Genomic DNA, 21,320 nt, shown 5'->3' with positions numbered 1-21,320 from the left:
GGACCGGGGCCGCTCCTACTGCGGCACCCACCACGCATAAAAGAGGACCTCTTATGACAAGCACTTCTAAGTACCTCAGCACGGAGGAGGCGTGCGAGCTGCTGCGGTGCAGCCCGGACACGCTGCGCCGCTGGGCCCGCAACAACAACTGGGACCGCATCCGTCCCAGCCGCCGCCACGTCCTTTACCGGCGTGACCAAATCGAAGACCACCTTGAAAAACACACCTACCTAATCCAATAGCCCGACTTAGCAGGCGGGGGAGTGCAAGCCTCCCCGCGGGCACCAGGCCGCCGAACCCTCCTGCCCCAGGGGATAGGGCAGGAACCCGGCTGGCCGCGATGACTGAAAACTGAATTAGTGAAGAGCGCCGGATGATACCGGCCCCGCGAGCATGGTTCTTAGATTGCGATGACCGGGGCGAACCGTGAGGTAGGCACCCCAACGTGGTTGGGAGGGAACGAGCGGCGCCGACAGAAATACTTTGCTTCGCTGGCGGAATCGGCAGACGCACCGCACTCAAAATGCGGCACCCACACGGGTATCCGGGTTCGACTCCCGGGCGAAGCACCCAGCCCAGAACGGTTTGAACACATCACTTATTGCCTATTGGCGGGTGGTTGGTTCTTGGAAGCACCGGGGTTCAACTCCCCGGCTGGGCACAGGGTTGTCAAGCGCTTAATCACATCGGAGGAGAGACAAGCGTCAAGGCTGCATCCGGGGCGAGGTCGTTCAACTTTCCCTCTACCTGGCACTACAAGCCTGCAACCCCCACACATAAAAGCGGCCCCCACAAAAGTTTAGGCACTACGCGGGGGCCTGCTGCCAGGAAAGGACAACACAATGCAGTCTACCAGGACTTACACAGCGCAAGAAGTAGCAGGAATGCTCGGCGTCGCTTTGAGCACCCTGCTGCGCCACACACGCGCCGGGAAACTTCAGGAACTCCACCCAATACAGGTCGGGAACCGAATCGTGTTCCCCCGAACCATCGTTGACCAACGTTTAGGAGACGCAGCATGAAACGCATCTTGACTCACTTTTTTCATCGCCGTCACCGCGCCTACACCCCGCGCTTCTACATGATGCGGAGGGGCTAATGCCGAAGTTTGAAATCCCGCTCGACCAGGCAGCGAAAGAATTCTACGAGATTGAGGGACGATACCACGCCCTCTACCAACTCGCCCGCCTCTCCGGCCCCACCCGCCGCCGCGTCAAAGACGCCGCCGCGCAAGCCAACCTCCTCGCACGCCTCACAGAAAAGGAAGCAAAGAAACATGCACACTAAACGACCGCCCCGCACCACACCAGACGCCCGCCGCATCGCCTACTGGAAGGATATCGCTGCGAAGCGTGTCCGCTTGTGCTGGGCCACCGGCCTGATGGGTGGCATCGCCGGCTTCGCCTTCCATGCACTCATCAGTATTCCTCCGGTGTGGATGTAAACCAGTGGCCACCACCATCCGGAAGGGTCAGACGGGTCTTTGGTGCGTCCACCACCACGGGTACACCTTCCCCGCCGCCTCCTGGCATCAAGCCCTCAAATTCGCCCACGACCTCCACCACACTATGACCACAACACCAAGGGGCAGAGGACCACGCCAGCACCCACAACCCTGGGCACATAACGGGAAATGGTGGGTCAACATCCCAGACCCCACTCGCTTCCACCCCCTGCAAGAAGCAAGGAAAGCCGCCGCTGACTTCGTACGCACACAAGCCTGCCTCTACGACGGCTGCAACCAGACCGGCGGGGATTACCTCGGCTGGGGACGCGGATTCCGCCTCTGCAAATACCACGCCAACCAGGCCAAACGCACTCTCAATCGACGAAGGACCGCATGAACACCCCAAACAAGATGCCTCCACGCATAGGACGCAGCAAACTGCTGTATCTCGACACCCTCGCGGACGAGGCCGACAACCTTATGCAGGACTTTATGGACCGGGGCTATGACCCCGATATTGCTTTCAATCTGACTGATTTGACGCTGTCCCGCTATGACGAGAGGAGGGCGAAGTGAGACGCTACGAACCGGGCGACCATGAGGATTGGCTGGAGTTCCGTCGGGGACGGTTGACCTCGACGGAGCTGGCCCGCCTGCATTGCAGTAAGAATGCGGCGACGTGGCACGAGGTACGCGACCAGAAAGAACACGGCTCGAAGTTCCGGGGCAATCAGTACACGGAGTGGGGGAGCGCTCGTGAACCTTTGTTGGCCCAGGTGCTGATTGAGGAAGTGGACACGCGCCTCACCTACAACGAGGACCCGCAAACCATCTTCCTGCCCGATGATGAGCGCCTGTCCTGCACGCCAGACCTCTACAGCGATGACCTTGAGGTCATTGGGGAGATTAAGACCAGCTCCAGGCCCTTCACGGGCGGGCGCTGGCATGACTGGTGTCCGGACCAGTACTGGTGCCAGATTCAGGCAAACATGCACTACACCGGGGCAGAAGCCTGTGCCTTACTCGTTGAGGTGCACGATGACTTTGTTCCGGTCGCCCTCGACCACCGCACCATCACCTATGACCCCAAGTTTGCGGCAGAGCTGATGAACACCGCGGGGGAGTGGTTCGCCTGGCTCGACGGCACAACACCGGACTGGATGGGCGAAATCACCAGCCTAGACCAGGTTGATGACGTCACCGCCCTAGTCGCGCAGTACGCCACGCTCACCGCTGAGGTAGACGACCGCAAGAAGCGCATCGCGAACCTCAAGGCCGAAATCCTGGAGTTGACCGGCGACTCGCACACCGGCGACTACGGCGGCTACCACCTCACCGTCAGCACCACACAACCAAGCAAGGTGTTCGACACCCGCGTATTCAAAGCCGCCCACCCCGACCTTTACAACGAATTCCGCACCAAAACCCGCGCAGGGTCAACACGACTCACCATCAAGGAGCAATAACCATGAGCAACGCCGAAGAGTGGCGTGACATACCAGATTGGGAAGGCTTCTACCAGGTCAGCAACTTAGGAAACGTGCGCAGCCTGACCCGCACCGTCACGCGAAGCGATGGCCAGCTACGCACCTACCAAGGACGGAACCTGAGACCCGGAACTAACAGGCTTGGGTATCCAATCGTCATTCTGCGCAAGCCAGGGAAAGTCATCACTGCGAAAGTGCACAGGCTAGTCCTTCTGGCTTTCGTCGGCACATGCCCAAAAGGGCAAGAAGCTTGCCACAACAACGGCGACCGTGGAGACGCCCGGCTTGAAAACCTCAGATGGGATACCCACTCCAACAACATGCTTGACCGGCGCGGGCATGGAACCGACCACCAAGCACGAAAAACGCACTGCCCAAAAGGGCACCCCTATGACGAGGAGAACACAAAGGTAATCCCGTCCCGACCAACCGCCCGATACTGCCGCCAATGCCACCGAGATAGGTCTGAAAATCGCTGGCACACCCTAAAGAACAAGGAGAACACCAATGTCTAACGAACTCACCACCACCAATCAGCAGGACATTCAGCCCGCGCCAATGACTCCAGTCAACACCAACGTGCTTGAGCAGCTACAGGCTCAGGCTCAATCATGGGTAGCCGCATCGCAGATTGCGGAACAGCTCGCCAGGACTGATTTCGCAGGCCCATTCAAGGGCAAGCCGAACGACATGGCAGCAGCAATCCTCAAGGGTGCCACTCTAGGAATCCCACCAGAGTCCATCGGAAAGTCCATCTACGTTGTCCACGGCACCCCATCGCTCTACGGCAAGGCAGCGCTTGCCATTGCCCTACAGCACGGCTACATCGCAGAGACCATCGAGGACACTCCTACTGCCGTCACGGTACGCATGACTAGCCCTAAGGGCCAGGAGATGGAAGTCCGATACACCATCGAGCGCGCCACCAAGGAAGGCCTCGTTAAGGGCAATAAAGCTCAGTACGAGACGCGCCCATCCAAGATGCTGTATTGGAAGTGCATTGGTGAGCTAACTGACCGTATGATTCCGCACCTAACCGGCGGTATGCCTATCAAGGAGGATTGGGAGCAGTCGCCGGTCAAGATGACTGCTACTCGTGAGGATGTGCGGGCGAAGGCTGAGACTGCACCGGTTCCGGCGTTGACCAAGAAGGAGCCGGAGCCGGAGGTGGTGGACGGTGACCTCATCAACGACGTGAAGGAAACCCTGGAGGGCTTCACCACCTCGGAGCAGGTCAACGATTTCGCCGCTAACCTCAAGCAATCCGGCGAAGTACCAGACGAAGTACTCGACCTGTGCCGCACCCGCTGGTCCGAGCTGGAAGGGGAAAAGTAGATGATTGACCCCATCACCATCACCGGCGGCCTGCCCCGTGACGCCGAACTGCGATTCACCAAGAGCGGTAAGGCCGTCGCTAGTTTCACCCTCGCCAGCTCGGACAACAAGTTCGACCAGGAAAAGCAGGAATGGGTGAAGACCCGCGTCCTGTACCTCGACGTCACCATCTGGGACGAGACCAAGAATCAGAATCCTGTGCAGTGGGCGCACCTCGCCGCTGAGCTGAAGAAGGGCGACCAGGTTGCCGTCACCGGAAAGCTGATTACCCGCTCGTGGGAGACCAGGGAGGGGGAGAAGCGCAGCAAGGTTGAACTTCTTGCCAGCAGCTTCTACAACCAGCCACGCGGACAAGGCCAGGGACAGCAGCCCTCGCAGGCTCAGCAGCAATGGAACCAAGCCGCGCAGAACGGTCAGACCGCCCAGTCTGGGGCGTGGGGCAACCCCGCACCCACCGGCCAAGACCAGGAACCACCTTTTTAGGTGACTGCCTTGGATGCCTCCTATTACGAGGAGAAACTGAAGCAGCTCGAAGACAGGCTGCTCGCCTACGCCGACGACATCGACCACCTCAAGCACTACAGCAACGATGATCCAACCCCCGCAGAATTACAAGACCTCGGGGCAGCAGACCTAGCCAAAGCCGCCGCACACGTCATAACCCTCATCAGACGAGGTGAGTATTGATGCCCTACGTGGAGATGACAGCGGCAGACCTACCCCACCACAAGGCCTGCCGCGTCGTCCTCAACCCCGACGCTTACGACCCCGACCTGGTGCCCGACCGCATCGTCTACGCCGCCCAGAAAGGCGACTACATACATGGGGCAACCAGGGACGGCCGATTCATCCTGCCCGCCACCGCGCCGGTGCTCATCGACCCCGAAAGGAACCCGCATTGATTTACTACTCCCTCGACGAGGGGGCTGCGCACCCGCGCCAAGCCTACAAGCACGATGCCGGCATTGACCTCGCCCTCAAACACGACCTCACCGTGCCCGTAGGCGCTCACAGGGTAGGAGATACCGGTGTTCATGTCGCTATACCCCGTGACCATGTAGGCATGCTGTTTGTACGCAGCTCCACAGGCATCAAGAAGCACCTGGTGCTCTCCAACGGCACCGGCATCATCGACTCCGGGTATCGCGGACCCATCAAAATCAGCCTCCACAACACCGGCGACACCACCCAACACATTCAGGCCGGCGACTACATCGCACAACTCGTAGTAGTCCCCATCACGCCCAACGAAATCGCCGAAGTCTCCACCCTCGACACCACCCAACGCGGCACCAACGGCATCGGAAGCAGCGGAAAGTGACCACCCACCAGCAGCGTGAGGATTTGCGGGTGTGGCTAGAAGACAACGGCCTTTATTGCGCCTCGCCCGCATTCCTCGACGCACTCATCCACCTATTCCAATCCATCGAGAAAGGAGGAGAAGACGATGGTAAGCAAATCACTCCGCTTTGAAATCTTGCGCCGTGACCAATTCACATGCCGCTACTGCGGCTCCAAAGCCCCTGACGTGCAACTCCACGTTGACCACGTCGTACCAACATCACTCGGAGGCACCGACCAACCCGAAAACCTGGTCACCGCCTGCGCTGATTGTAATTCCGGTAAAGCGAACCGCAGCCTCGACGACGACACAGTAACCGAAATCGTCGAAGACGCTGAGCAATGGCGCGACAACATCGAACGAGCAGCCCAAAAGCGCTACAACACCATCCAAAACATTGAGGCAGTAGGCGACTTCTTCCTATCAGTATGGCCGCAGCACCTGGACTACAGCCTTCCCTTCAACTACGCGAAAATCGTCTACAACTACATCGCTAAGGGAATAAGCCAAGACGAGATTGAACACCTCGTTCAAGTCGCATTGAACTCACCCGCCACCGCGGGGCGAAAGTTCCAGTACTTCTGTGGCTGCTGCCGGAACGTCATTCGTGAGATTGAGGAATCAGCTCGCGAACTAGAAGGAGGCGACGATGAGGGATTTTGCTCAGATTAAGTTGTCTATCTGGAATGATGACGCTTTTCTCGACCTGAGTAACAATGCTCAGCTGCTGTATTTTGTGCTCATCTCGCACCCCACCATGAACCGCGCCGGCGTGGGTACCTGGCATGCGGGCCGCTTGTCTGGGATGTGCGCGTCCTGGACTCGGCAGGATGTTGAACGTGCCGCCTGTGAGCTTATTGATGGTCGTTTCATTGTGGTCGATGAGGACACTGACGAGTTCCTGGTGCGTACTTTTGTGCGGCATGACGGGTTGATGAAGCAGCGGAACTTAGCGACGACGATGGCGCGTGAGTTTGCTGCTGTGGGGTCTAGGTCGATTAAGGGGGTTGTTGTTTGGGAGCTTAGGAGGCTTCATGAGGAGCATCCGGAGTTTAAGGGTTGGGGGTCTGATGAGGCGTTGGCGTTGTTGAAGAAACGCGCTATTGACCCTTCCAGTGACCCCTCGGTTTACCCCTCCATTGACCCTAGCGTTGACCCCTCGGTTTACCCCTCCATTGACCCTAGGGTTAAGGGTGAACCGAAGGGTTCGGTTGACCCTAGCGTTGACCCTAGCCCTACAACCGCAACCACAACCACAACCTTTTCTAGACGTTCGCAGAGGGTGGAAACGCGGGAAGGGGTTGAGGGGGTTCGGGGGAGAAGGGGAAACCAGACTGCCGCCGACGATGGTGCGGAGTCGGATGAATCGAACCCCCCTCCCCAGAACTTGGACGAGTTAGCGGCGGCTCACGCCGCACGCACTCGTTGCCCGAAGCATCGTCACATCCCGGATGGGGAGTGGGTGGATGAGCCGTGCCGCGAATGCCAAAAGTTGCGTGAGGGCACCGAAGCGGAGGATGCCCGGAAGGTTGAGGCTGAGAAGGAAGCCCGCCGCCGCGCTATCGACGAGTGCGACCTGTGTGACGACAACGGCATGCGCTACGAGGCGGGGGAAGCATGGCGCTGCGACCACAACACCGAAACAGGCTCAAATCGCGGCCCAGCGGCCTCACAGACGGACAAACACGCCACCAGTGGGCAATCACCCCAAACCACAACCCCAACCCCTCACAAGCGAAAGGAGGCCCCATTTTGAACATCATTACTTTCCGCGTAGACGGCGAACCCGCCCCGAAGGGCTCCAAGCGTCACGTCGGCAACGGCAGGATGATTGAGTCCTCGAAGAAGCTCCCCGCATGGATGCGGGCCGTCACCCAAGAAGCCACCAAAAACAGGCCCAGCGAGCCGATAGACGCCCCCGTAAGCGTCTACATGCACTTCCACCTACCCAAACCCAAACGACCCCGCTACGACGCCCCAGCAGTCAAACCAGACGTCGACAAATTGGCCCGTTCCGTCCTCGACGCCCTCGAAGCCGCCGGCGTCCTCACCAACGACAGCCGCGTGACCCTGCTGCGCGCCACCAAGCACTACGCCACCGACACCACACCACCCGGTGCCGAAATCGCAATCCACTGGAAGGAAAACAATGACTGATCGTGACGAGTATGACGAGCTGACGCGTGATATGCGCAAGGATGACCAGCTCCTGGACGACCCCCGCTGGCGACACTACAAGGGCGAAGAAATCACCCTCACCCCCTATGACCAGTTCCTGGTCGTCGGTGCGGTGCGCTACGCGAGGGGCCGGGCAACCTACATCGTCGTCAAGACCGTCGACTGGGTCATCCGCAACTGGGATGACCTGAGCGACAACACGCGGCATGTCATCGCCCGCGACGTACGCGAGGAATGCGACTACCGCCAAGCCACGCCCCGCAGCGTCCTCAGCGAAATCGACGACAAAGACTGGCAACGCCTCAACCAACACATCAAGGAGCACACCAATGACTAACCCAACCCGTGAGCAAATCCTTAACGCACACAGGGCACTAACTACCCTTTCAGTGCTTGCGTCCGATATGTCCACTACATCCGCCATATTCAACGAAAAATAGTCCTCGCCGCCCTCCCTCCGCTCCCGCGCCCCACCATGGCCGAGGTGGAGTGGGATGATGACCTGCACTACCTCGCAGAAGCAGAGCACCCCGATTTCGGAAAAGTAATCATGCTTGGAAAGGGCCCTTTGTCTGGGGATGTACGTATCACACGCATCAAAGGAAAAGGTGCGATAGAAAGCCATATGCTTTGGCAGACCGTAGAACCCGAAACCCTCACCCCGACCGGCAGGCGCTACACCCTCGCAGAGGTGCAGGATGACTGAGCCACGCTACGTGGAGGTGAGAAAGACCGTCGGCGTGTGGCGTGAGTATGAGATTGACGTGCGCCTAGAAGTCGCGCCCTGCCAGTACTCCACCCTGACCATGAGTCGCGAAGAAGCGGCAGCGCTCCGCGACAAACTCAACCGATACCTAGGAGACAAGAAATGAAACCTGAAAATGTACAAGCAGCAATTCAGGCGCTCTATGCCTACGGAGCAGCAGCACGGGGAGACTACTACGACCTGACCGGTAAAGATATTCAAAATGGTATGAGGGCAATTGCCAATGCCCTCGAAAGCAGCGCCACCTACACGGAGGGGGAGCTAATCGAGCAGCTCGGAATCACTGAGACCGATAGCGGATACGAGTGGATGTAGACCAATGACTGACCTGAGTACCAGCACCTTGAAGCGCCTACTCGATGAGGAACGAAAAAATCCCCTCGCCTTGCAATGGACGTACAAGGGTGCCGCAGCTAGCAGCATTTACCACGAGTACCCCAGTAAGCATGAAGAAATCTACGGGATGCGGGTGGAGATGGAGCTTAGCCGCCTTGTAGCCCTCGGCCCCGAGGTAGCCCAAGAGCTACTAACCCTGAGGGACGCGCTGCACGACCTCAGTGAGGTCTGGGAGGACGTGAGCATCGACCCAGCACGCACACCAGCAGAGCAAGACCTCGCAGCGGCGGTAGTAGACCACATCGACCAAATCCTAGGAGACCACGATGGATAACCAAGACCAGGCCGCTCGCGTCATCATGATGTGCGTGAAGAAAGGCTACAGCCCAAACCGTATCGCGGAGTGCCTAGCTGATTATGGGCTAATCACCCCAGACCTGCCTGAGCCACGTATTTTCCTCGACACAGGGGAGCGAGAATGGCACATGGTGGACGGCTACGTCAGCCTAGAGGACGGCATTATTCACGTCATCCACGACGAAACCGACGACGACCGGGAACCAGCGGAGCTTAATCCAGACCCCGGCGAACTCCGCTTCGCAGACACCACCAAAGCCCGCGAAACCGCCCACGCAATCCTCGCCGCCTGCGACATGAAGGACGTCCACGATGGGAAACTATGACCGTGCCCTCGCGGTGCTGGAAGCCGCCCGACGCCCCGGAGACCTCCGCATCCACCCGAACGACGCGGTAGAAGCACTCGCACAGGCCGGGCTACTCACCCCAGACCCACCAGAACCGGACAGCGTGAGCCGAAAAGGCTGGCCACACTGGAAACTCCACGGCTACGGAATCCACAACGACACCGTCCACGTGGAATACCTCGCCGGTGGCGTATACATCAACTCCCCAGCCTGCAACATGAGCGCCCACCCCGACGATGCCGCCGCCCTCGCCCACGTAATCCACGCCGCCGCCCACTACCCGAAAGGATGGCCACAAGCATGACGATTAAAGGATTCCACATAACTAACAAGGGTCTCGCAACCCTGATAGTGATGCGGGAAAACGATAAGCGGGATGAAGAAGTCCCGGCCCACTACCGCATAGCAGATGCACTCGCTGAGGCCGGACTACTTGCAGAGGATTTGCCTAAGCCGTCTAGGGGCATGGGCACAAGCGGCGCAGTCTGGTACCTACCCGGCCCCATAGGCGACATTCGCCGCATGGGGGAGCACATCGTCATCTTTGGGCATGACTGCCAAGAAAAGACCTTCCGCCTAGTGCTCAACGCGCCGGAGGCAGTCGCCATTGGCCGGACGATACTCGCAGCCGCCAAGCACAAGGAGGGAGAGGAATGACCCCGGAAGACGCACGCTACTGGCTGGGGTACATCACACGCCTACCATTCATCCCGCCATTTGTGGTGCAGCAAGCTCTGGAGACTATCGCCGCGATGGACACCGAAATAATCACCGCACAACCACACCCACGCGGAAGCTGGAACGGTGATTCCGAAGACCCGCACTATTTCGACGTATCCCCCGGCACCCGCATGCGCCGCCACGTCACAGAATGGAAAGAAGTATGACCCCAAAACCTGCCAATGGCTGGACCGTGAAGGAAACAACTACCGGCGAATGGGCCGCGTTCCCATCCAACCCCCACCCAGATTGGGCATACCTCTGCAAGCGCCAGGCCACACTTGTCCGCGCCTGCGAGTACACCTATCGAGTCGGCCCACTAAGCGACGAACCAAGGAAAGGGGAGGCGGCATGAGGCCACACAGAATCCGTGTCAGCCCACGCGGCATCACCCTCGACGGCATCCCGCTCCTACACAGTGACGAAGGCCCCACCGTGGAAACACCCGCGCCCGGCATCCACCGCGTCCACCTCACCGTGTACGCCGACAGAATCCAACTCGACGGAGACAACCACCGCGACGCGGAGGTAACACCCATCTATGACCGACTGAAGGAGGAACTATGAAAACCCTCGCCGATATGACTCCACAGGAAAGAGCTCAGTGCCGGGGAATGTGGTGCGACTTTCCTGACCCCGACGAGCGCACCAACCTCGCAATCTACGTAGGCGACAGCCTCAATCACCAGGGATTCTGTGAGCTAATCCATGAAGGCCAACTAGGAACCCTCACCATCCCCGAAAATCTCACCCCGCGCCCTGACCTACCCCGCGCCTGGACACCAGACGGCACACCACCAGCAGGGCAGTGGGAGGACGGTCATGTGGTTGTTTCCTACGATGATCCAGACCCCGGGATTCTCAAGAACGCGGTAAGCATCGAGGGACTGTCAGAGGGTGGCATGAGCTACTACGATGCTCCGCCTAACGGTATTGAGGTGAAGCTAGATAAGTTTGGTGAGGGTGAGGGCAAAGCCCGCCGCTGGGTAGGGGAATGGGAGGAAGCATGAGCCGGTGGGAAGTACGCAAAATCGGCGTCATGTGGAGCGTCGAAGACGTTGGCGGCAACAACTACGACCTATTTCACCGGTGGGACGAAGCCATGCACTACGCCAACCGAATGGCCCGGATAACCACCATCGAAGACCGCAGCGGTGCGCTCTGCGCACTCACCGCCACAGTCATCAGCCAACACCGCATCAGTCTCAGAGCAGGCGACGATGTGTTTATCCTCGCATCACACGAATGGAAACCGCTAGCGAAATTCCTACTCGCAGCAGCCAAACACCAGGAGAATCAATGAGCGTTGACGAGTTCCAACTCCGCGACCTAGCGAGAGAACTCCGCACCCACTACCAAGAACTGCAAGCCCTCAAACACACAACCCCCAACCCGCCGGAGGTCAAGACCCGCAACAGCATCAAAGGGCTGGGGCCGAAGTCACCGGGGAACTGGCTATGGGTCAACCGCTATGTAGAGATGGAGCAGAACCTGCGGGAACTCTGTCTTAATGCCTTCGGTATCGACGGCATCAACATCCGCCTACACGACGGCGACCTAGCAGCCCCCAGACTCTGCCACCTCATCGCATACCACGCACAACCACTCACAGAACTCCCATGGGCACAAGACCTCATGCAAGAACTACAAGACCAGGCCCGCACCATCAACCGATGGACACACCCACCGGAACACGGCCAAGCACTACTCAAGTCAGCGCGAGTGAAACGGCACCTCGTCGGTAAGTACTTGCCACCACTTGACAAGGAACCTAAATAAAATGATATGATTGCGCTGTAGTAAGAGCCCGCCTGAGAGCGGGCTTTTGTCGTTTTATAAGTCTTGTCGCCTGACTCACTAACCCACTAATGCGGACACTTTTTGCATAACTATCCACCTGAGATGCGGGCCGCCGGTTCGCGACCGGGGCAAGGCACCAAGCCTTGTAGCCACCTCAACCTGCAACTAACCATCACGCATTGAAACGTTAGAGCAGCTCTGAGCAACAACACCGAGGCGCAGGCCGCCAGCTCACGACTGGAACAAGGCACAAAGAACAAAGGGGGGAGTGAGAGCATGTGGACTAACCCATCACGCGGCGCACCACACCACCTACGCAAAGCTGCCCGCACCCGCGATGGCAACCAATGCGTCCAATGCGGAAGCACCGAGCGCCTGGAGGTTGACCACATCCTCAACGTCGCGCAAGGCGGCACGCACCACCCCAGCAACCTCCAGACGCTGTGCGTGGGCTGTCACCGCGAGAAAACACAGAGGGAGGCGTTCCGTGCTCGCGCTGTGAAGCGGATGCGTCGCCGGTTGCCCGTGGGGCGGCATCCTGGAGTACTCTGAGGGGTGGGGGAGGGCTCTTCGGTTGCCGCGTCGGGCGCGCCGGACGGGATAGGCTCGGAAAAGCTGTACGGGTTGCAGGATTTGCCCTGGCTGGTGCTACATGCCCGTTGTGGTGGCTGTGGTGCCGTTTGCGGGCGGTGTGGCTGCTAGGAGGAGTTTTTCGGGTTTTGGGTGTCTAAAAGGCTCAAACGGCGCTTTGTTTCCTCGCCTCGCTACCTGTGACAAATCGCAGGTCATCAGGTATTATTGGTGGTGTGAAGTGCTTGAATTGTGGCCGTGATGTGGTGCAGAAATCGAAGGGCCCGGCGCGGCGGACGTGCTCGGCACGTTGCCGGCAGGCAGTGTCCCGTAAGCGTCGTCAGCGGCCCGTGCCCGCGGCTATGACCGACGTCCCTCGGTGGGTGCGCGCGGAAGGTAAACGGCCCATCACTCCCGCCGGCACGCCGGCGTCATCTACCAATCCCGGCACCTGGTGCTCGTTCGAAGAATCGCAGCGCGGTGCGGGCGATGGTTTCGGTGTCATGCTCGGTGACGGGCTTGGCTGCTACGACTTGGACAACGCGCTTGAGGGCGGTGTGTTGAAGCCGTGGGGTCGTAGCGTTGTCGACGCAATCGCAGAGCCCATTGTCTATGTGGAGCGTTCTGTTAGTGGGCGCGGCCTGCATGTGTTCGTGGAGGCGGCGGAAGCTCGGGGGATTCGCCGGAGCATAGGCGATGGCAGCGTTGAGAAGTATTCGTATGGCCGGTTCATCCGATGCGGTGAGCCGGTGAGTTTGAAGGAAGTGATGCGTGATGCCCGGTCCACCACCGAAGAGGAGCGACCAGCGTAGGCGCCGCAATAAGCCAGATGAGTCGCAGCCAAAGTTGACTGTCGTGAAAGATGACGCGCCGCGGCCTGCGCCGAAGGCGCCGCGGGTGTCGCCGTCGTGGCATCCGTTGATGAAGGACTGGTTTCGGTCGTTGAAGACGTCGGGCCAGGCGCGGTTCTATGAACCGTCTGATTGGCAGACTGCTCGCCTGCTGGCTGAGGTTATGAGCCAGGAGCTTAATAGTGGTGAAGGGGTTAAAGCGTCGATGCTGGGCGAGTTTAATCGTGCTGCGGCGTCGTTGATGACGACGGAGGGGGAGCGCCGGCGTCTCCGCGTTGAGCTCCAGGCCGCGGAGGCTGGTCCTGTGGATGATGAGGCGTCGTCGGTGATGTCTCAGTACAAGGAGATGTTTAAGTAGGAGGTGGCCTTATGGGTGAGGTTGCTCCGCAGGAGCGGTTGGCGACGTTGCCCGAGGGCCTACCGAAGTACACGCTGGGCTATGAGGCGTTGGCATGGGCTGCGAAGTACCTACGGCACCCCAACGGCATTCGGGCCGGTAAGGCGTGGCAGTTTACTCGCGAGCAGGCGCGCTTCGTCTTGTGGTTCTACGCCTTGGACGAGAATGGCCGTTGGTTGTTTCACCATGGGGCGCGCCGGCTGGCGAAAGGTTCCGGCAAGTCCCCGTTCGCTGCAGTCATGGCACTGGTTGAGCTATTAGCGCCAGTACGGTTCGGCCATTGGGACCCGGATGTGCCTGGCGGCGTGGCCGGTAAGCCGGTGTCGATGCCGTGGGTGCAGATTGCCGCGGTCTCCTTGGACCAGACAGAGAATACGATGCGCATGGTGCGCGCGATGGCTTCACCCGCGAACGCGCCGGCGCTGCACCGTGACTACAGCCTAGACGTTGGAAAGACCCAGATTTTCGTGCAGCCGGAAGGCAAGCTTGAAGTCATCACGTCATCGGCAGCAACCGCCGAAGGTGCGGAGTCAACGTTCGTTATCGGTGACGAGTTGGAGCACTGGACCCCGTCGAATGGTGGGGCAGAATTGCACGCAACTTTGATGGATAACTTGTCGAAGTCTGGCTCTCGTATGTTGGAGACGTTGAATGCGTGGAAGCCGGGCATTAACTCGGCGGGTGAGTCCACGTTTAATGACTGGGTTCTGCAGGAGACAGGGCGGTCTAAGAACGAGTCGCGGATTCTTTACGATGCGCGGCAAGCCCCGCACGATACCGAGCTGGGGAGTGCTGATTCTCTACGCTCTGCGCTCGAGTGGGTGTATGCGGATTGCCCTTGGTCTGACATTGACGCGATTATGACGCGTATCTGGTCCCCGTCGGCACAGGTGGATGATTCGAAACGTAAGTATTTGAACTGGCCGGTGGCGTCATCCGATTCGTGGTGCGACCCGCAGGACTGGGCGCAAATGGCGCGGCCTGATATTCGGGTCGAGCCGGGCGAGGACATCGTGATGTTCTTTGACGGGTCGCTGTCGAATGACCACACGGCACTTATTGGGTGTCGCATGGAGGACGGGCATATCTTCACTATTGGGGTGTGGGAGCCGAAGGCACCGACGCCGGAGGACAAGCCGCTGGTGGACGTGCAGGCCGTCGACAACCGCGTTGACTTTGCGTTCGCTACGTGGAACGTCATTGGCTTCTACGCGGACGTGCGTGAGTGGGAGTCGTTCACAAAGGTGGCGTGGCCGGAGCGGTACCGTGACCGCCTCGAGCTATGGGCGACCTCGCGGGGTGCGCAGCAGCCGGAGCCCATCGCATGGGATATGCGCGGTAAGGATTTCCAGTTCACAACGGCTGCGGAGCTCGCAGAGGCTGAGATTATGCAGCACTCATTCACCCATGACGGTAATCCGCTCTTGACGGAGCATGTGCTGAACGCGCGCCGGCATGAGGGGCGGTATGGCATTACGGTGCGTAAGGAGTCGCGGAAGTCGTCGAAGAAGATTGACGCCTGCGTGTGCATGATTGGTGCGCGCATGGTGTGGCGCCTGGCGCGTGAGCGCGGCGGGGTGTCGAAGAAGCGGCAGCGTACAGGTAAAGCATTTTTCATTTAGGAGCCGGTAGCGGCGGAAGGAGGCTGGGCGTTGAGGAAGAGTCAAGTTGAGCGCGCGGCGCGTGAGCTTTTGGCGACGCACGTGGCCGAGCGCCGTGTTTTCGACAATATTCACGAGTACATGGTGCCGTGGGATAGCGAGGCGGCTTCGGCGCGTGTTGGCGCCGCGCTCAACTCGAAGAATCGTGCTCAGCATGCGGAACTAGCGCGCATGTCGGTAGCCCCGTTCATTGCCCTGGTCGTGGATACATATTCGCAGTCTCTGAAGGTGGACGGTTTCTACTCGGCGGATGGTGAGCAGGCGCGGGCGTGGTCGTGGTGGCAGCGTAACAAGATGTCGGCGCGGCAGACTGGACTGCATCGGGCGGCGCTGACCTATGGGACGTCGTACGCGTCGGTGATGCCCGCCAGCGGCGGGGCGCTGCGTATTGGTGTGCATTCGCCGCGGCGCATGGTCGCGTTCTATTCAGACTCGTTGGGCTTGCCAGGGCTGGCATCGACGGATGAGTTCCCGATGCTGGCGCTCGAGATTGGCGACCGGCATATGCGGCTCTTCGACGAAGAAAACGTGTACTGGTTCGGTATCGAGCATGCGCCGATGACTGTGGATGGTTGGCTCGATAAGACCTACTACTCGCCGTCGAACCTGGTGTTTCAGGAGGCCCGCCCACATAACATGGGTGCGGTCCCTATCGTTCGCTACCAGGACCGGATGCTTGCCGAGGGGGAGGAGCGCCGCGGCATTGTCGAGCATCTCATTGGCCTGCAGGACCGCATCAACCGGACGAACTACGAACAGGGAGTGGCGCAGCACTTCGCGGCGTTCAAACAGCGCTATGTGATTGGTTGGATGCCCGCAGATGAGATGCAAGCATTCCGCCAGTCAGTCGCTGATACTCAGTTCTTTGATGACCCTGATGTGAAGGTCGGTCAGTACGATGAGACGGATTTGTCGCGCTATATTGAGTCTCGTCAGGCGTCGGTAAGGGACTTCGCCGCCCTGGCGCAGGTGCCTGCCCAGTCGTTGGGAGCCAATGCTATTAGTAACATTTCAGCGGATGGTCTGGCTGCGCTCGAGACGTCGAAGGACCGGCAGGCGGCGGAGATTCAAACGTCTTTGGGGGAGTCGCACGAACAGCTGCTGCGGCTATGTTCGCATGCTGTGGACGATGAAGAAGGGGCTTCTGACTTCGATGCGGAAGTGACGTGGGAGGAAACTTCGTCTCGCTCGTTCGCGCAGACCGTGGACGGTCTCGGCAAGCTCACCACCATGCTAGGCATCCCGCCGGAAGAATTGTGGTCGGATATTCCTGGGTGGACGAAGGAGCGGGTGGAGCGTGCTCGCACAACAGCGAAGGCTAACCCGATTCTCGGAGGATGGGCCGATGATGAGGCGTTGCGTGGCCTGCAACTGTAGATAGGAGGCTGCGGTGCCTTTAGAGTTCATCCGACGAAATGATGACTCTCTAACTAGGGATGTTTCGCGCCTCGTGGCAAAAGTGATTGCAACGCGCGGCGTGCCAGTTACAGCTGAGCAGGCTAACGCCCTGGTCGATATTCTGTACCCGCGGGTTGTGCAGATGCGGCGCACTGCGTGGAGAACACACGTTGCTGAGCTCGGCAGGCAGGCCGCGGCTGCGGGAGTAGAGCTACGGCCCGAGCCGTTGGAGCCGTACCCGCGCAAAGCCCTGTATGACGCTATCGCAGATATATCTCGGCTGACTCCGGGTTCAACGCAGCTGCATGTGATGATGCTCGATGAAGAGACAAAGAAGCGAGTACTGACGGCTGTGACTCCAACGGCTGCGAATCGAGGAGATAAGGCGTTGCAAGCCCGGATTTCCTCGGACTTGGGGCGTCGCCTGTCGCGGCATGTGGTCGCCGCGGGTCGGAACGCTGTTGCGGATGCCGCGCATAACGGGTCCGCGAGGTTCATCTCATCGGGTGCTCCGGCGCATGCAGGATATGCCCGTGTCCTGTCAGGGCGGGAGTCCTGTGCGTTCTGCACGATGCTCGCTTCGCGCGGCGCGGTGTACCAAGAGGACACGGTTGTTACTCGCAAGGACGGGCGCCGTTACCACGATGGGTGCGACTGCATCCCGGTTCTTGTCGTGGAGAACGTTCCGTGGGAGGGGGAGGAGCACGCGGAGGCCTTGTACAAGCAGTGGAAGAAACACACATGGTCTGGCGGTAAACCCGCGCCAGGGCAGTTTAAGCGTTGGGCTGAAGCAATCTCCGCAGGCGAGGTTGATGCGACCCAGTATTCCCCGTTTTCAGATAATTAGCGCTACCTGGTGGCATGTTGAGGTTCGATTCCTCTATAGCGCACGACCCCCGCACCACATGGGTGGTGGCCGGGGGATTTTTCATGCCCACCCTAGATAACCCAGGAGGTTACCGATGGCAGAAGAAACGACCGCCACCACCGACGACCAGAACGCCGCCGCGGTGGCAAACGAGGATAAGGCCCAGGAGGCCAATACCTCGAAGACGGAACGTAGCGCGGAGTCTTACCAGCAGGAGCTTGAGAAGCTCCGGAAGGAAAGTGCGCGCTACCGAACCGAGCGCAACGAGTTCCGTGCCGACGCGGAGAAGTACCGCGAGATTCAGGATGCGGAGAAGACCGAGCTGCAGCGCGTGCAGGAGGCCCTGGAGGCCGAGCGGGCGAAGGCAACGCAGTACCAGGTCGAGCTGGCTCGGTCGCAGGCACTGGCCAAGTACGGAATCTCTGCGGAGAATGCGGACCTGCTTGGTGCGGACCCGGAGAAGTTCGACGATAACGCGAAGCGTCTTGGCGAGCTGCAGGCGCAGGCCGCGAAGCGTGCCGCGCCGCCGTCTGACTATCCGATTGAGGACTTTAAGCCTGGTGCTTCCTCACGTGAGGATGTGCCGGATTTTTCGTTCCCGTCCTCGTGGCCGGTTACTGGCCGCTTTACCCAGTCCAATTAAACCCTGAATAAGGAGGGATTTTGTAATGTCCACTGTTGTTCATTACAGCCCCGCCCAGAATCCGACTGTGAAGGCGCAGGCGGATCTGAAGGCGGGCACTTTTGTCCAGATTGCCGGCGACATTGATGGCCGCAACCCCGTCGTTAAGCCTGCCGCGGCTAACGCTGAGGTATTCGGCGTTCCGGCCACCGATGTCGCTAAGGACGGCTACGTCATGGTGTACCGGGCCGGCCACATCGTTGAGGTTGAGGCCAGCGGTGCTATCGCCGCGGGTGACCTGGTTGCTGCCGCGGCGTCCGGTAAGGCTGCGAAGGCAGGCGAGGCCGCGCCAGCTGTCGGTGTTGCCGTTTCTGCTGCCGCTAATAACCGCGTCATTGTGGCGCTGAAGTAAGGAAGAGGAAGAAGAATGGCTGATTTCACTTTCCCGCTGTCCCCAGCGCGTGTGACTGAGGACGGCAAGATTACTGCGTCAATGTTCGTCAAGGAACCGACGCGTCTTTCCAATTACATTGCGCAGCTGACGGAGGCTAACCTGGTCTCCCAGTTCCTGTTTACCTCCATCGCGGCTAACGGCGGCGCCATCATGTATGACCGACTCGAGGCCAACGTGGCGACCGTGTCAGAAAAGCCGGGGGTTATCGCCCCGGGCGCGGAGTTCCCCGCGTTCTCCACTAGCCAGGGCAAGCCGATGGTTGACCCGGTCGTTAAGACCGGTGGCTACTACGACCTGACCCGTGAGGCAGAGAAGCGCAATGACCCGATTATCCTCCAGCGTGGTGCGGCCCGCGTGGCTAACACGATGGTCAAGGACATCGATAATCGTGCTGTTGCCGTCATTGACGACGTGCTTTCTAACCTTGATGGTGCGCTGAAGCTCGAGTCTTCTGGTTGGGCTTCGGCTGGCAAGGTCACCGCATCCAATAAGACCGCGCTGACCGGCGAGGGCAAGCTCATTGACGATATTGAGGAAGCCAAGCTCAAGATTGAGGACACCAATCTCGGCTACACCCCGGATACTCTCGTGCTGAAGCCGCGTGACGCGAAGAATCTGCGCACCATCCTTGGCGTGAAGAACTGGCGAGATGTGCTGGGCACTCTCGGAGTGGAGCTCCTTATTTCTAATGCTGATTCTCTCGGCCAGGGTGAAGGTCTGCTGCTGCAGCGCGGCGCTATCGGAGTCATGGGTGTCGAAGACCCGATTTCTACCGATAACGAGTACATCAAGCGCCGTCAGCTGACCCGCTTCTACACGTGGGCATCCATGGCGTTCGGTGTCACTGATCCGTTCTCCGCGGTGAAGATTTCCGGTCTGGCGCAGTAGTTATGGCGGCGTTTGCAACTGGTGACGACCTGCGCGCGCGGTGGTCGCTTGCCCCTGATGGGGACCAGGCGGACGCCGTTCTCGAGGATGCGTCGGTATGGCTGCAGGCCATGTATGACCTGCCGGATAATCCGTCAGAGAAGCTGACGGCTGTGCTGCGGATTATCGTGTGCTCGATGGCGAAGCGTGCGCTTTTGTCGGAGAACACGGACCATGTTGAATCACTGTCGCAAACCGCGGGGCCTTTCTCGCAGTCGTCGTCGTTCCGTAACAGTGAGGGAAATATTTTTCTCACTCGGGCGGAGCGGGAGATGCTGGATAAAGCGCTCGATGATGAGCTGAACCGGTCGCGTGGCATGCGAACCGTTGAGGCGGTGAGCTGGTGATGGCTCTCGATGTTCCACTTCGGTATTCGGTGGTTCGTATCCGCCGTGAGCGGGTGGGGGCTGTTGACGAGCTGGGAAATGACGTCGTAGAGGACGTGGAGGCTGCCGAGCCAGTCCTGGTGGCAGGTTGGGCAATGCCGCAGTCCGATGAACCGAAGGTTGCAGGCCATGGGCGCCGCACCGTGAAAATCGAGATGTACGCCCCTACAGGGGCGTTTCTTGTAGGTGACGCTGTTCGCCTCCCCGAGCGGAGCGATGTCCTTGAGGTCGTTGGCGAGCCTGAGAACTATGAGCATAACCCGTTCGGGTGGGCGCCAGGTTTGGAGGTGGTTAATCTTGCCGGTATCGAGTAGTTGGCTGTGGGTGGAGCGCCCTAATGGCGACGTGGACAAAGTGAAGACTTCGTCTCTGTCGTTTGATGGGGGTTCGCTAATCTGCTTTGCGGATGAGGCCCAGACGAAGATTAAAGCTGCGTACAGCCCCGCCGGCTGGGCTCATGTGAGGTGGTGCCATGGCGACGAAATACCGTCCTAACCGCGCAGGTTTGGGTGAGCTTCTTCGCGGGAGCGTGGCTAAACGCCTCGTCATTGAGCATGGGGAGGACATTGCCGCCAGGTGCGGCGATGGGTTTGTGCTATCCACTCAGCAGGGTAAGTCTCGCTATCGCGGAATTGTGTACGCCGATACTTGGTCGGCTAAGCACCGCGACCATCGTGAGAACGTGATGGTGAGGGTTCTAGGCTGATGGGCATTTCAACACAGGCTATCGCTGTAAAGATGCTCAAAGACGCTCTGGGTGTACGAGTATCCACGCGGATGCCTGACCCCGAGCCGCAGCGCTTCGTCATTATCTCCCGCATTGGGGGAGGGGCGGATACTTGGTCCACCAAAGCGCCACGCTTTCTAGTGGAGTGCTACGCCCCTACAGAAATTGCTGCTGAAAAGCTAGCAGATGATGCCTGGGAAGCGTGGCGAAGATTCCGCACTAACCAGGTCACCTGGGCATCTGTGGACAACAACCTCATACGCTACGACGACCCAGACCGTAGGTATTCCCGCTTTCAATTCACTGCACAGCTGCAGATTAAGCGCACCCAGTAGGTGTTGCTG

41 protein-coding genes and 1 tRNA gene are annotated in these 21,320 nt (G+C 59.4%); 41 read left to right on the top strand and 1 reads right to left on the bottom strand.

The genetic code is table 11. The features are described from left to right. Window positions 1-53 precede the first annotated feature (53 nt). From ACKFR8_RS05285 to ACKFR8_RS05145, 29 genes are all read left to right on the top strand, one after another. Entirely contained in the window at window positions 54-242 is a 189-nt protein-coding gene (locus tag ACKFR8_RS05285; RefSeq protein ID WP_408930796.1) for a helix-turn-helix domain-containing protein, read from the top strand. Window positions 243-485: 243 nt separating this feature from the next. After that, window positions 486-569 (top strand) — tRNA-Leu (locus tag ACKFR8_RS05280). A 273-nt stretch (window positions 570-842) separates the two neighbouring features. Continuing rightward, window positions 843-1,022 carry a helix-turn-helix domain-containing protein gene (locus tag ACKFR8_RS05275; RefSeq protein ID WP_408930795.1) on the top strand — a complete coding sequence of 60 codons (180 nt, stop codon included), beginning with the start codon at window positions 843-845 and terminating at the stop codon, window positions 1,020-1,022. 76 nt (window positions 1,023-1,098) lie between these two features. Next, on the top strand, window positions 1,099-1,287 hold the full coding sequence (locus ACKFR8_RS05270) for a hypothetical protein (protein WP_408930794.1): 189 nt from the start codon (window positions 1,099-1,101) through the stop codon (window positions 1,285-1,287). Beyond that, a complete protein-coding gene (locus tag ACKFR8_RS05265) occupies window positions 1,277-1,444 on the top strand; it encodes a hypothetical protein (RefSeq protein WP_408930793.1) in 168 nt (55 codons plus the stop codon). Before ACKFR8_RS05270 ends, ACKFR8_RS05265 begins: the two co-directional genes overlap by 11 nt. A 396-nt stretch (window positions 1,445-1,840) precedes the next feature. Next, on the top strand, window positions 1,841-2,023 hold the full coding sequence (locus ACKFR8_RS05260; RefSeq protein WP_408930792.1) for a hypothetical protein: 183 nt from the start codon (window positions 1,841-1,843) through the stop codon (window positions 2,021-2,023). After that, complete coding sequence (locus ACKFR8_RS05255; protein WP_408930791.1) at window positions 2,020-2,913, top strand: YqaJ viral recombinase family protein; 894 nt, start codon at window positions 2,020-2,022, stop codon at window positions 2,911-2,913. Before ACKFR8_RS05260 ends, ACKFR8_RS05255 begins: the two co-directional genes overlap by 4 nt. 2 nt (window positions 2,914-2,915) lie before the next feature. Continuing rightward, the gene (locus ACKFR8_RS05250) at window positions 2,916-3,449 is read left to right on the top strand and encodes an NUMOD4 motif-containing HNH endonuclease (RefSeq protein WP_408930790.1); all 534 of its coding nucleotides are present in this window, start codon (window positions 2,916-2,918) and stop codon (window positions 3,447-3,449) included. Further along, window positions 3,442-4,269, top strand: coding sequence for a hypothetical protein (locus tag ACKFR8_RS05245; RefSeq protein WP_408930789.1), 828 nt, complete (start codon window positions 3,442-3,444; stop codon window positions 4,267-4,269). The genes ACKFR8_RS05250 and ACKFR8_RS05245 overlap by 8 nt, the downstream gene beginning before the upstream one ends. Continuing rightward, window positions 4,270-4,752: a single-stranded DNA-binding protein gene (gene ssb, locus ACKFR8_RS05240; RefSeq protein ID WP_408930788.1), complete on the top strand. Its 483-nt coding sequence runs from the start codon at window positions 4,270-4,272 to the stop codon at window positions 4,750-4,752. It abuts the gene before it with no gap. After that, entirely contained in the window at window positions 4,753-4,956 is a 204-nt protein-coding gene (locus ACKFR8_RS05235; protein ID WP_408930787.1) for a hypothetical protein, read from the top strand. It abuts the gene before it with no gap. 14 nt (window positions 4,957-4,970) lie between these two features. Beyond that, a complete protein-coding gene (locus tag ACKFR8_RS05230) occupies window positions 4,971-5,171 on the top strand; it encodes a hypothetical protein (RefSeq protein WP_408930786.1) in 201 nt (66 codons plus the stop codon). Continuing rightward, the gene (dut, locus tag ACKFR8_RS05225) at window positions 5,168-5,590 is read left to right on the top strand and encodes a dUTP diphosphatase (protein WP_408930785.1); all 423 of its coding nucleotides are present in this window, start codon (window positions 5,168-5,170) and stop codon (window positions 5,588-5,590) included. The genes ACKFR8_RS05230 and dut overlap by 4 nt, the downstream gene beginning before the upstream one ends. Before the next feature lie 126 nt (window positions 5,591-5,716). Continuing rightward, on the top strand, window positions 5,717-6,283 hold the full coding sequence (locus tag ACKFR8_RS05220; protein ID WP_408930784.1) for an HNH endonuclease: 567 nt from the start codon (window positions 5,717-5,719) through the stop codon (window positions 6,281-6,283). Then, window positions 6,261-7,367: a hypothetical protein gene (locus ACKFR8_RS05215; RefSeq protein ID WP_408930783.1), complete on the top strand. Its 1,107-nt coding sequence runs from the start codon at window positions 6,261-6,263 to the stop codon at window positions 7,365-7,367. Before ACKFR8_RS05220 ends, ACKFR8_RS05215 begins: the two co-directional genes overlap by 23 nt. Beyond that, window positions 7,364-7,768, top strand: a complete 405-nt coding sequence (locus ACKFR8_RS05210) for a RusA family crossover junction endodeoxyribonuclease (protein ID WP_408930782.1) — start codon at window positions 7,364-7,366, stop codon at window positions 7,766-7,768. The genes ACKFR8_RS05215 and ACKFR8_RS05210 overlap by 4 nt, the downstream gene beginning before the upstream one ends. Further along, window positions 7,761-8,126 carry a hypothetical protein gene (locus ACKFR8_RS05205; protein WP_408930781.1) on the top strand — a complete coding sequence of 122 codons (366 nt, stop codon included), beginning with the start codon at window positions 7,761-7,763 and terminating at the stop codon, window positions 8,124-8,126. The genes ACKFR8_RS05210 and ACKFR8_RS05205 overlap by 8 nt, the downstream gene beginning before the upstream one ends. Before the next feature lie 147 nt (window positions 8,127-8,273). Continuing rightward, a complete protein-coding gene (locus ACKFR8_RS05200; protein WP_408930780.1) occupies window positions 8,274-8,495 on the top strand; it encodes a hypothetical protein in 222 nt (73 codons plus the stop codon). Then, a complete protein-coding gene (locus ACKFR8_RS05195) occupies window positions 8,488-8,661 on the top strand; it encodes a hypothetical protein (RefSeq protein ID WP_408930779.1) in 174 nt (57 codons plus the stop codon). The genes ACKFR8_RS05200 and ACKFR8_RS05195 overlap by 8 nt, the downstream gene beginning before the upstream one ends. Beyond that, window positions 8,658-8,870: a hypothetical protein gene (locus ACKFR8_RS05190; protein ID WP_408930778.1), complete on the top strand. Its 213-nt coding sequence runs from the start codon at window positions 8,658-8,660 to the stop codon at window positions 8,868-8,870. Before ACKFR8_RS05195 ends, ACKFR8_RS05190 begins: the two co-directional genes overlap by 4 nt. Window positions 8,871-8,874: 4 nt before the next feature. Then, complete coding sequence (locus tag ACKFR8_RS05185) at window positions 8,875-9,225, top strand: hypothetical protein (protein WP_408930777.1); 351 nt, start codon at window positions 8,875-8,877, stop codon at window positions 9,223-9,225. Then, on the top strand, window positions 9,218-9,574 hold the full coding sequence (locus ACKFR8_RS05180; protein ID WP_408930776.1) for a hypothetical protein: 357 nt from the start codon (window positions 9,218-9,220) through the stop codon (window positions 9,572-9,574). Before ACKFR8_RS05185 ends, ACKFR8_RS05180 begins: the two co-directional genes overlap by 8 nt. Further along, the gene (locus tag ACKFR8_RS05175) at window positions 9,561-9,899 is read left to right on the top strand and encodes a hypothetical protein (RefSeq protein ID WP_408930775.1); all 339 of its coding nucleotides are present in this window, start codon (window positions 9,561-9,563) and stop codon (window positions 9,897-9,899) included. The genes ACKFR8_RS05180 and ACKFR8_RS05175 overlap by 14 nt, the downstream gene beginning before the upstream one ends. Beyond that, window positions 9,896-10,252, top strand: a complete 357-nt coding sequence (locus tag ACKFR8_RS05170) for a hypothetical protein (RefSeq protein WP_408930774.1) — start codon at window positions 9,896-9,898, stop codon at window positions 10,250-10,252. The genes ACKFR8_RS05175 and ACKFR8_RS05170 overlap by 4 nt, the downstream gene beginning before the upstream one ends. Beyond that, window positions 10,249-10,482: a hypothetical protein gene (locus ACKFR8_RS05165; RefSeq protein ID WP_408930773.1), complete on the top strand. Its 234-nt coding sequence runs from the start codon at window positions 10,249-10,251 to the stop codon at window positions 10,480-10,482. Before ACKFR8_RS05170 ends, ACKFR8_RS05165 begins: the two co-directional genes overlap by 4 nt. 184 nt (window positions 10,483-10,666) lie before the next feature. Then, complete coding sequence (locus ACKFR8_RS05160; protein WP_408930772.1) at window positions 10,667-10,882, top strand: hypothetical protein; 216 nt, start codon at window positions 10,667-10,669, stop codon at window positions 10,880-10,882. Then, window positions 10,879-11,325: a hypothetical protein gene (locus ACKFR8_RS05155; protein WP_408930771.1), complete on the top strand. Its 447-nt coding sequence runs from the start codon at window positions 10,879-10,881 to the stop codon at window positions 11,323-11,325. The genes ACKFR8_RS05160 and ACKFR8_RS05155 overlap by 4 nt, the downstream gene beginning before the upstream one ends. Beyond that, window positions 11,322-11,618 (top strand): hypothetical protein, encoded by a 297-nt coding sequence (locus ACKFR8_RS05150; RefSeq protein ID WP_408930770.1) that lies wholly within the window; start codon window positions 11,322-11,324, stop codon window positions 11,616-11,618. Before ACKFR8_RS05155 ends, ACKFR8_RS05150 begins: the two co-directional genes overlap by 4 nt. Then, the gene (locus ACKFR8_RS05145) at window positions 11,615-12,094 is read left to right on the top strand and encodes a hypothetical protein (RefSeq protein WP_408930769.1); all 480 of its coding nucleotides are present in this window, start codon (window positions 11,615-11,617) and stop codon (window positions 12,092-12,094) included. The genes ACKFR8_RS05150 and ACKFR8_RS05145 overlap by 4 nt, the downstream gene beginning before the upstream one ends. A 333-nt stretch (window positions 12,095-12,427) precedes the next feature. On the opposite strand, the gene ACKFR8_RS05140 is transcribed toward ACKFR8_RS05145, so the two are convergent. Continuing rightward, window positions 12,428-12,574, bottom strand: coding sequence for a hypothetical protein (locus ACKFR8_RS05140; protein ID WP_408931024.1), 147 nt, complete (start codon window positions 12,572-12,574; stop codon window positions 12,428-12,430). Between ACKFR8_RS05140 and ACKFR8_RS05135 the strand changes: the two genes are divergently transcribed. The 12 genes from ACKFR8_RS05135 to ACKFR8_RS05080 all read left to right on the top strand — a co-directional run bounded on the left by ACKFR8_RS05135 (window position 12,506) and on the right by ACKFR8_RS05080 (window position 21,311). Continuing rightward, window positions 12,506-12,667, top strand: a complete 162-nt coding sequence (locus ACKFR8_RS05135; RefSeq protein WP_408930992.1) for an HNH endonuclease — start codon at window positions 12,506-12,508, stop codon at window positions 12,665-12,667. The two genes, ACKFR8_RS05140 and ACKFR8_RS05135, sit on opposite strands and share 69 nt — an antisense overlap. Before the next feature lie 380 nt (window positions 12,668-13,047). Then, window positions 13,048-13,497 (top strand): hypothetical protein, encoded by a 450-nt coding sequence (locus tag ACKFR8_RS05130; protein WP_408930768.1) that lies wholly within the window; start codon window positions 13,048-13,050, stop codon window positions 13,495-13,497. A gap of 43 nt (window positions 13,498-13,540) precedes the next feature. Next, window positions 13,541-13,894: a phage terminase small subunit gene (locus tag ACKFR8_RS05125; protein ID WP_408930767.1), complete on the top strand. Its 354-nt coding sequence runs from the start codon at window positions 13,541-13,543 to the stop codon at window positions 13,892-13,894. Between the two features lie 11 nt (window positions 13,895-13,905). After that, window positions 13,906-15,555, top strand: a complete 1,650-nt coding sequence (locus tag ACKFR8_RS05120) for a terminase (RefSeq protein WP_408930766.1) — start codon at window positions 13,906-13,908, stop codon at window positions 15,553-15,555. A gap of 81 nt (window positions 15,556-15,636) precedes the next feature. Beyond that, the gene (locus ACKFR8_RS05115; RefSeq protein ID WP_408930765.1) at window positions 15,637-16,971 is read left to right on the top strand and encodes a phage portal protein; all 1,335 of its coding nucleotides are present in this window, start codon (window positions 15,637-15,639) and stop codon (window positions 16,969-16,971) included. A gap of 592 nt (window positions 16,972-17,563) precedes the next feature. After that, window positions 17,564-17,839 carry a VG15 protein gene (locus ACKFR8_RS05110; RefSeq protein WP_408930764.1) on the top strand — a complete coding sequence of 92 codons (276 nt, stop codon included), beginning with the start codon at window positions 17,564-17,566 and terminating at the stop codon, window positions 17,837-17,839. A gap of 115 nt (window positions 17,840-17,954) precedes the next feature. Further along, entirely contained in the window at window positions 17,955-18,503 is a 549-nt protein-coding gene (locus ACKFR8_RS05105) for a hypothetical protein (RefSeq protein ID WP_408930763.1), read from the top strand. Window positions 18,504-18,528: 25 nt separating this feature from the next. Continuing rightward, window positions 18,529-18,894, top strand: a complete 366-nt coding sequence (locus tag ACKFR8_RS05100) for a capsid cement protein (RefSeq protein ID WP_408930762.1) — start codon at window positions 18,529-18,531, stop codon at window positions 18,892-18,894. A 15-nt stretch (window positions 18,895-18,909) separates the two neighbouring features. After that, entirely contained in the window at window positions 18,910-19,824 is a 915-nt protein-coding gene (locus ACKFR8_RS05095) for a major capsid protein (RefSeq protein ID WP_408930761.1), read from the top strand. Between the two features lie 2 nt (window positions 19,825-19,826). After that, window positions 19,827-20,210 (top strand): hypothetical protein, encoded by a 384-nt coding sequence (locus ACKFR8_RS05090; RefSeq protein ID WP_408930760.1) that lies wholly within the window; start codon window positions 19,827-19,829, stop codon window positions 20,208-20,210. Beyond that, a complete protein-coding gene (locus ACKFR8_RS05085; RefSeq protein WP_408930759.1) occupies window positions 20,210-20,563 on the top strand; it encodes a hypothetical protein in 354 nt (117 codons plus the stop codon). The genes ACKFR8_RS05090 and ACKFR8_RS05085 overlap by 1 nt, the downstream gene beginning before the upstream one ends. A gap of 391 nt (window positions 20,564-20,954) precedes the next feature. Next, entirely contained in the window at window positions 20,955-21,311 is a 357-nt protein-coding gene (locus ACKFR8_RS05080; RefSeq protein WP_408930758.1) for a hypothetical protein, read from the top strand. The last annotated feature ends 9 nt before the right edge of the window (window positions 21,312-21,320 follow it).

This window comes from Corynebacterium axilliensis (genome assembly GCF_046097495.1).
GTDB lineage: Bacteria > Actinomycetota > Actinomycetes > Mycobacteriales > Mycobacteriaceae > Corynebacterium.
This window is presented reverse-complemented; position numbering and strand designations above follow the sequence as displayed.

What these genes read in the sequence shown, in the direction of transcription:
- ACKFR8_RS05270 (WP_408930794.1), top strand. Translation starts at nt 1,099, where the DNA reads ATGCCGAAGTTTGAAATCCCGCTCGACCAGGCAGCGAAAGAATTCTAC.
- ssb (WP_408930788.1), top strand. Translation starts at nt 4,270, where the DNA reads ATGATTGACCCCATCACCATCACCGGCGGCCTGCCCCGTGACGCCGAA.
- ACKFR8_RS05245 (WP_408930789.1), top strand. Translation starts at nt 3,442, where the DNA reads ATGTCTAACGAACTCACCACCACCAATCAGCAGGACATTCAGCCCGCG.
- ACKFR8_RS05285 (WP_408930796.1), top strand. Translation starts at nt 54, where the DNA reads ATGACAAGCACTTCTAAGTACCTCAGCACGGAGGAGGCGTGCGAGCTG.
- ACKFR8_RS05220 (WP_408930784.1), top strand. Translation starts at nt 5,717, where the DNA reads ATGGTAAGCAAATCACTCCGCTTTGAAATCTTGCGCCGTGACCAATTC.
- ACKFR8_RS05150 (WP_408930770.1), top strand. Translation starts at nt 11,322, where the DNA reads ATGAGCCGGTGGGAAGTACGCAAAATCGGCGTCATGTGGAGCGTCGAA.
- ACKFR8_RS05215 (WP_408930783.1), top strand. Translation starts at nt 6,261, where the DNA reads ATGAGGGATTTTGCTCAGATTAAGTTGTCTATCTGGAATGATGACGCT.
- ACKFR8_RS05165 (WP_408930773.1), top strand. Translation starts at nt 10,249, where the DNA reads ATGACCCCGGAAGACGCACGCTACTGGCTGGGGTACATCACACGCCTA.
- ACKFR8_RS05105 (WP_408930763.1), top strand. Translation starts at nt 17,955, where the DNA reads ATGGCAGAAGAAACGACCGCCACCACCGACGACCAGAACGCCGCCGCG.
- ACKFR8_RS05085 (WP_408930759.1), top strand. Translation starts at nt 20,210, where the DNA reads ATGGCTCTCGATGTTCCACTTCGGTATTCGGTGGTTCGTATCCGCCGT.
- ACKFR8_RS05260 (WP_408930792.1), top strand. Translation starts at nt 1,841, where the DNA reads ATGAACACCCCAAACAAGATGCCTCCACGCATAGGACGCAGCAAACTG.
- ACKFR8_RS05175 (WP_408930775.1), top strand. Translation starts at nt 9,561, where the DNA reads ATGGGAAACTATGACCGTGCCCTCGCGGTGCTGGAAGCCGCCCGACGC.
- ACKFR8_RS05190 (WP_408930778.1), top strand. Translation starts at nt 8,658, where the DNA reads ATGAAACCTGAAAATGTACAAGCAGCAATTCAGGCGCTCTATGCCTAC.
- ACKFR8_RS05250 (WP_408930790.1), top strand. Translation starts at nt 2,916, where the DNA reads ATGAGCAACGCCGAAGAGTGGCGTGACATACCAGATTGGGAAGGCTTC.
- ACKFR8_RS05110 (WP_408930764.1), top strand. Translation starts at nt 17,564, where the DNA reads ATGCTCGCTTCGCGCGGCGCGGTGTACCAAGAGGACACGGTTGTTACT.
- ACKFR8_RS05130 (WP_408930768.1), top strand. Translation starts at nt 13,048, where the DNA reads ATGACCGACGTCCCTCGGTGGGTGCGCGCGGAAGGTAAACGGCCCATC.
- ACKFR8_RS05265 (WP_408930793.1), top strand. Translation starts at nt 1,277, where the DNA reads ATGCACACTAAACGACCGCCCCGCACCACACCAGACGCCCGCCGCATC.
- ACKFR8_RS05185 (WP_408930777.1), top strand. Translation starts at nt 8,875, where the DNA reads ATGACTGACCTGAGTACCAGCACCTTGAAGCGCCTACTCGATGAGGAA.
- ACKFR8_RS05180 (WP_408930776.1), top strand. Translation starts at nt 9,218, where the DNA reads ATGGATAACCAAGACCAGGCCGCTCGCGTCATCATGATGTGCGTGAAG.
- ACKFR8_RS05275 (WP_408930795.1), top strand. Translation starts at nt 843, where the DNA reads ATGCAGTCTACCAGGACTTACACAGCGCAAGAAGTAGCAGGAATGCTC.
- ACKFR8_RS05160 (WP_408930772.1), top strand. Translation starts at nt 10,667, where the DNA reads ATGAGGCCACACAGAATCCGTGTCAGCCCACGCGGCATCACCCTCGAC.
- ACKFR8_RS05100 (WP_408930762.1), top strand. Translation starts at nt 18,529, where the DNA reads ATGTCCACTGTTGTTCATTACAGCCCCGCCCAGAATCCGACTGTGAAG.
- ACKFR8_RS05080 (WP_408930758.1), top strand. Translation starts at nt 20,955, where the DNA reads ATGGGCATTTCAACACAGGCTATCGCTGTAAAGATGCTCAAAGACGCT.
- ACKFR8_RS05145 (WP_408930769.1), top strand. Translation starts at nt 11,615, where the DNA reads ATGAGCGTTGACGAGTTCCAACTCCGCGACCTAGCGAGAGAACTCCGC.
- ACKFR8_RS05095 (WP_408930761.1), top strand. Translation starts at nt 18,910, where the DNA reads ATGGCTGATTTCACTTTCCCGCTGTCCCCAGCGCGTGTGACTGAGGAC.
- ACKFR8_RS05155 (WP_408930771.1), top strand. Translation starts at nt 10,879, where the DNA reads ATGAAAACCCTCGCCGATATGACTCCACAGGAAAGAGCTCAGTGCCGG.
- ACKFR8_RS05090 (WP_408930760.1), top strand. Translation starts at nt 19,827, where the DNA reads ATGGCGGCGTTTGCAACTGGTGACGACCTGCGCGCGCGGTGGTCGCTT.
- ACKFR8_RS05120 (WP_408930766.1), top strand. Translation starts at nt 13,906, where the DNA reads ATGGGTGAGGTTGCTCCGCAGGAGCGGTTGGCGACGTTGCCCGAGGGC.
- ACKFR8_RS05230 (WP_408930786.1), top strand. Translation starts at nt 4,971, where the DNA reads ATGACAGCGGCAGACCTACCCCACCACAAGGCCTGCCGCGTCGTCCTC.
- ACKFR8_RS05205 (WP_408930781.1), top strand. Translation starts at nt 7,761, where the DNA reads ATGACTGATCGTGACGAGTATGACGAGCTGACGCGTGATATGCGCAAG.
- ACKFR8_RS05195 (WP_408930779.1), top strand. Translation starts at nt 8,488, where the DNA reads ATGACTGAGCCACGCTACGTGGAGGTGAGAAAGACCGTCGGCGTGTGG.
- ACKFR8_RS05170 (WP_408930774.1), top strand. Translation starts at nt 9,896, where the DNA reads ATGACGATTAAAGGATTCCACATAACTAACAAGGGTCTCGCAACCCTG.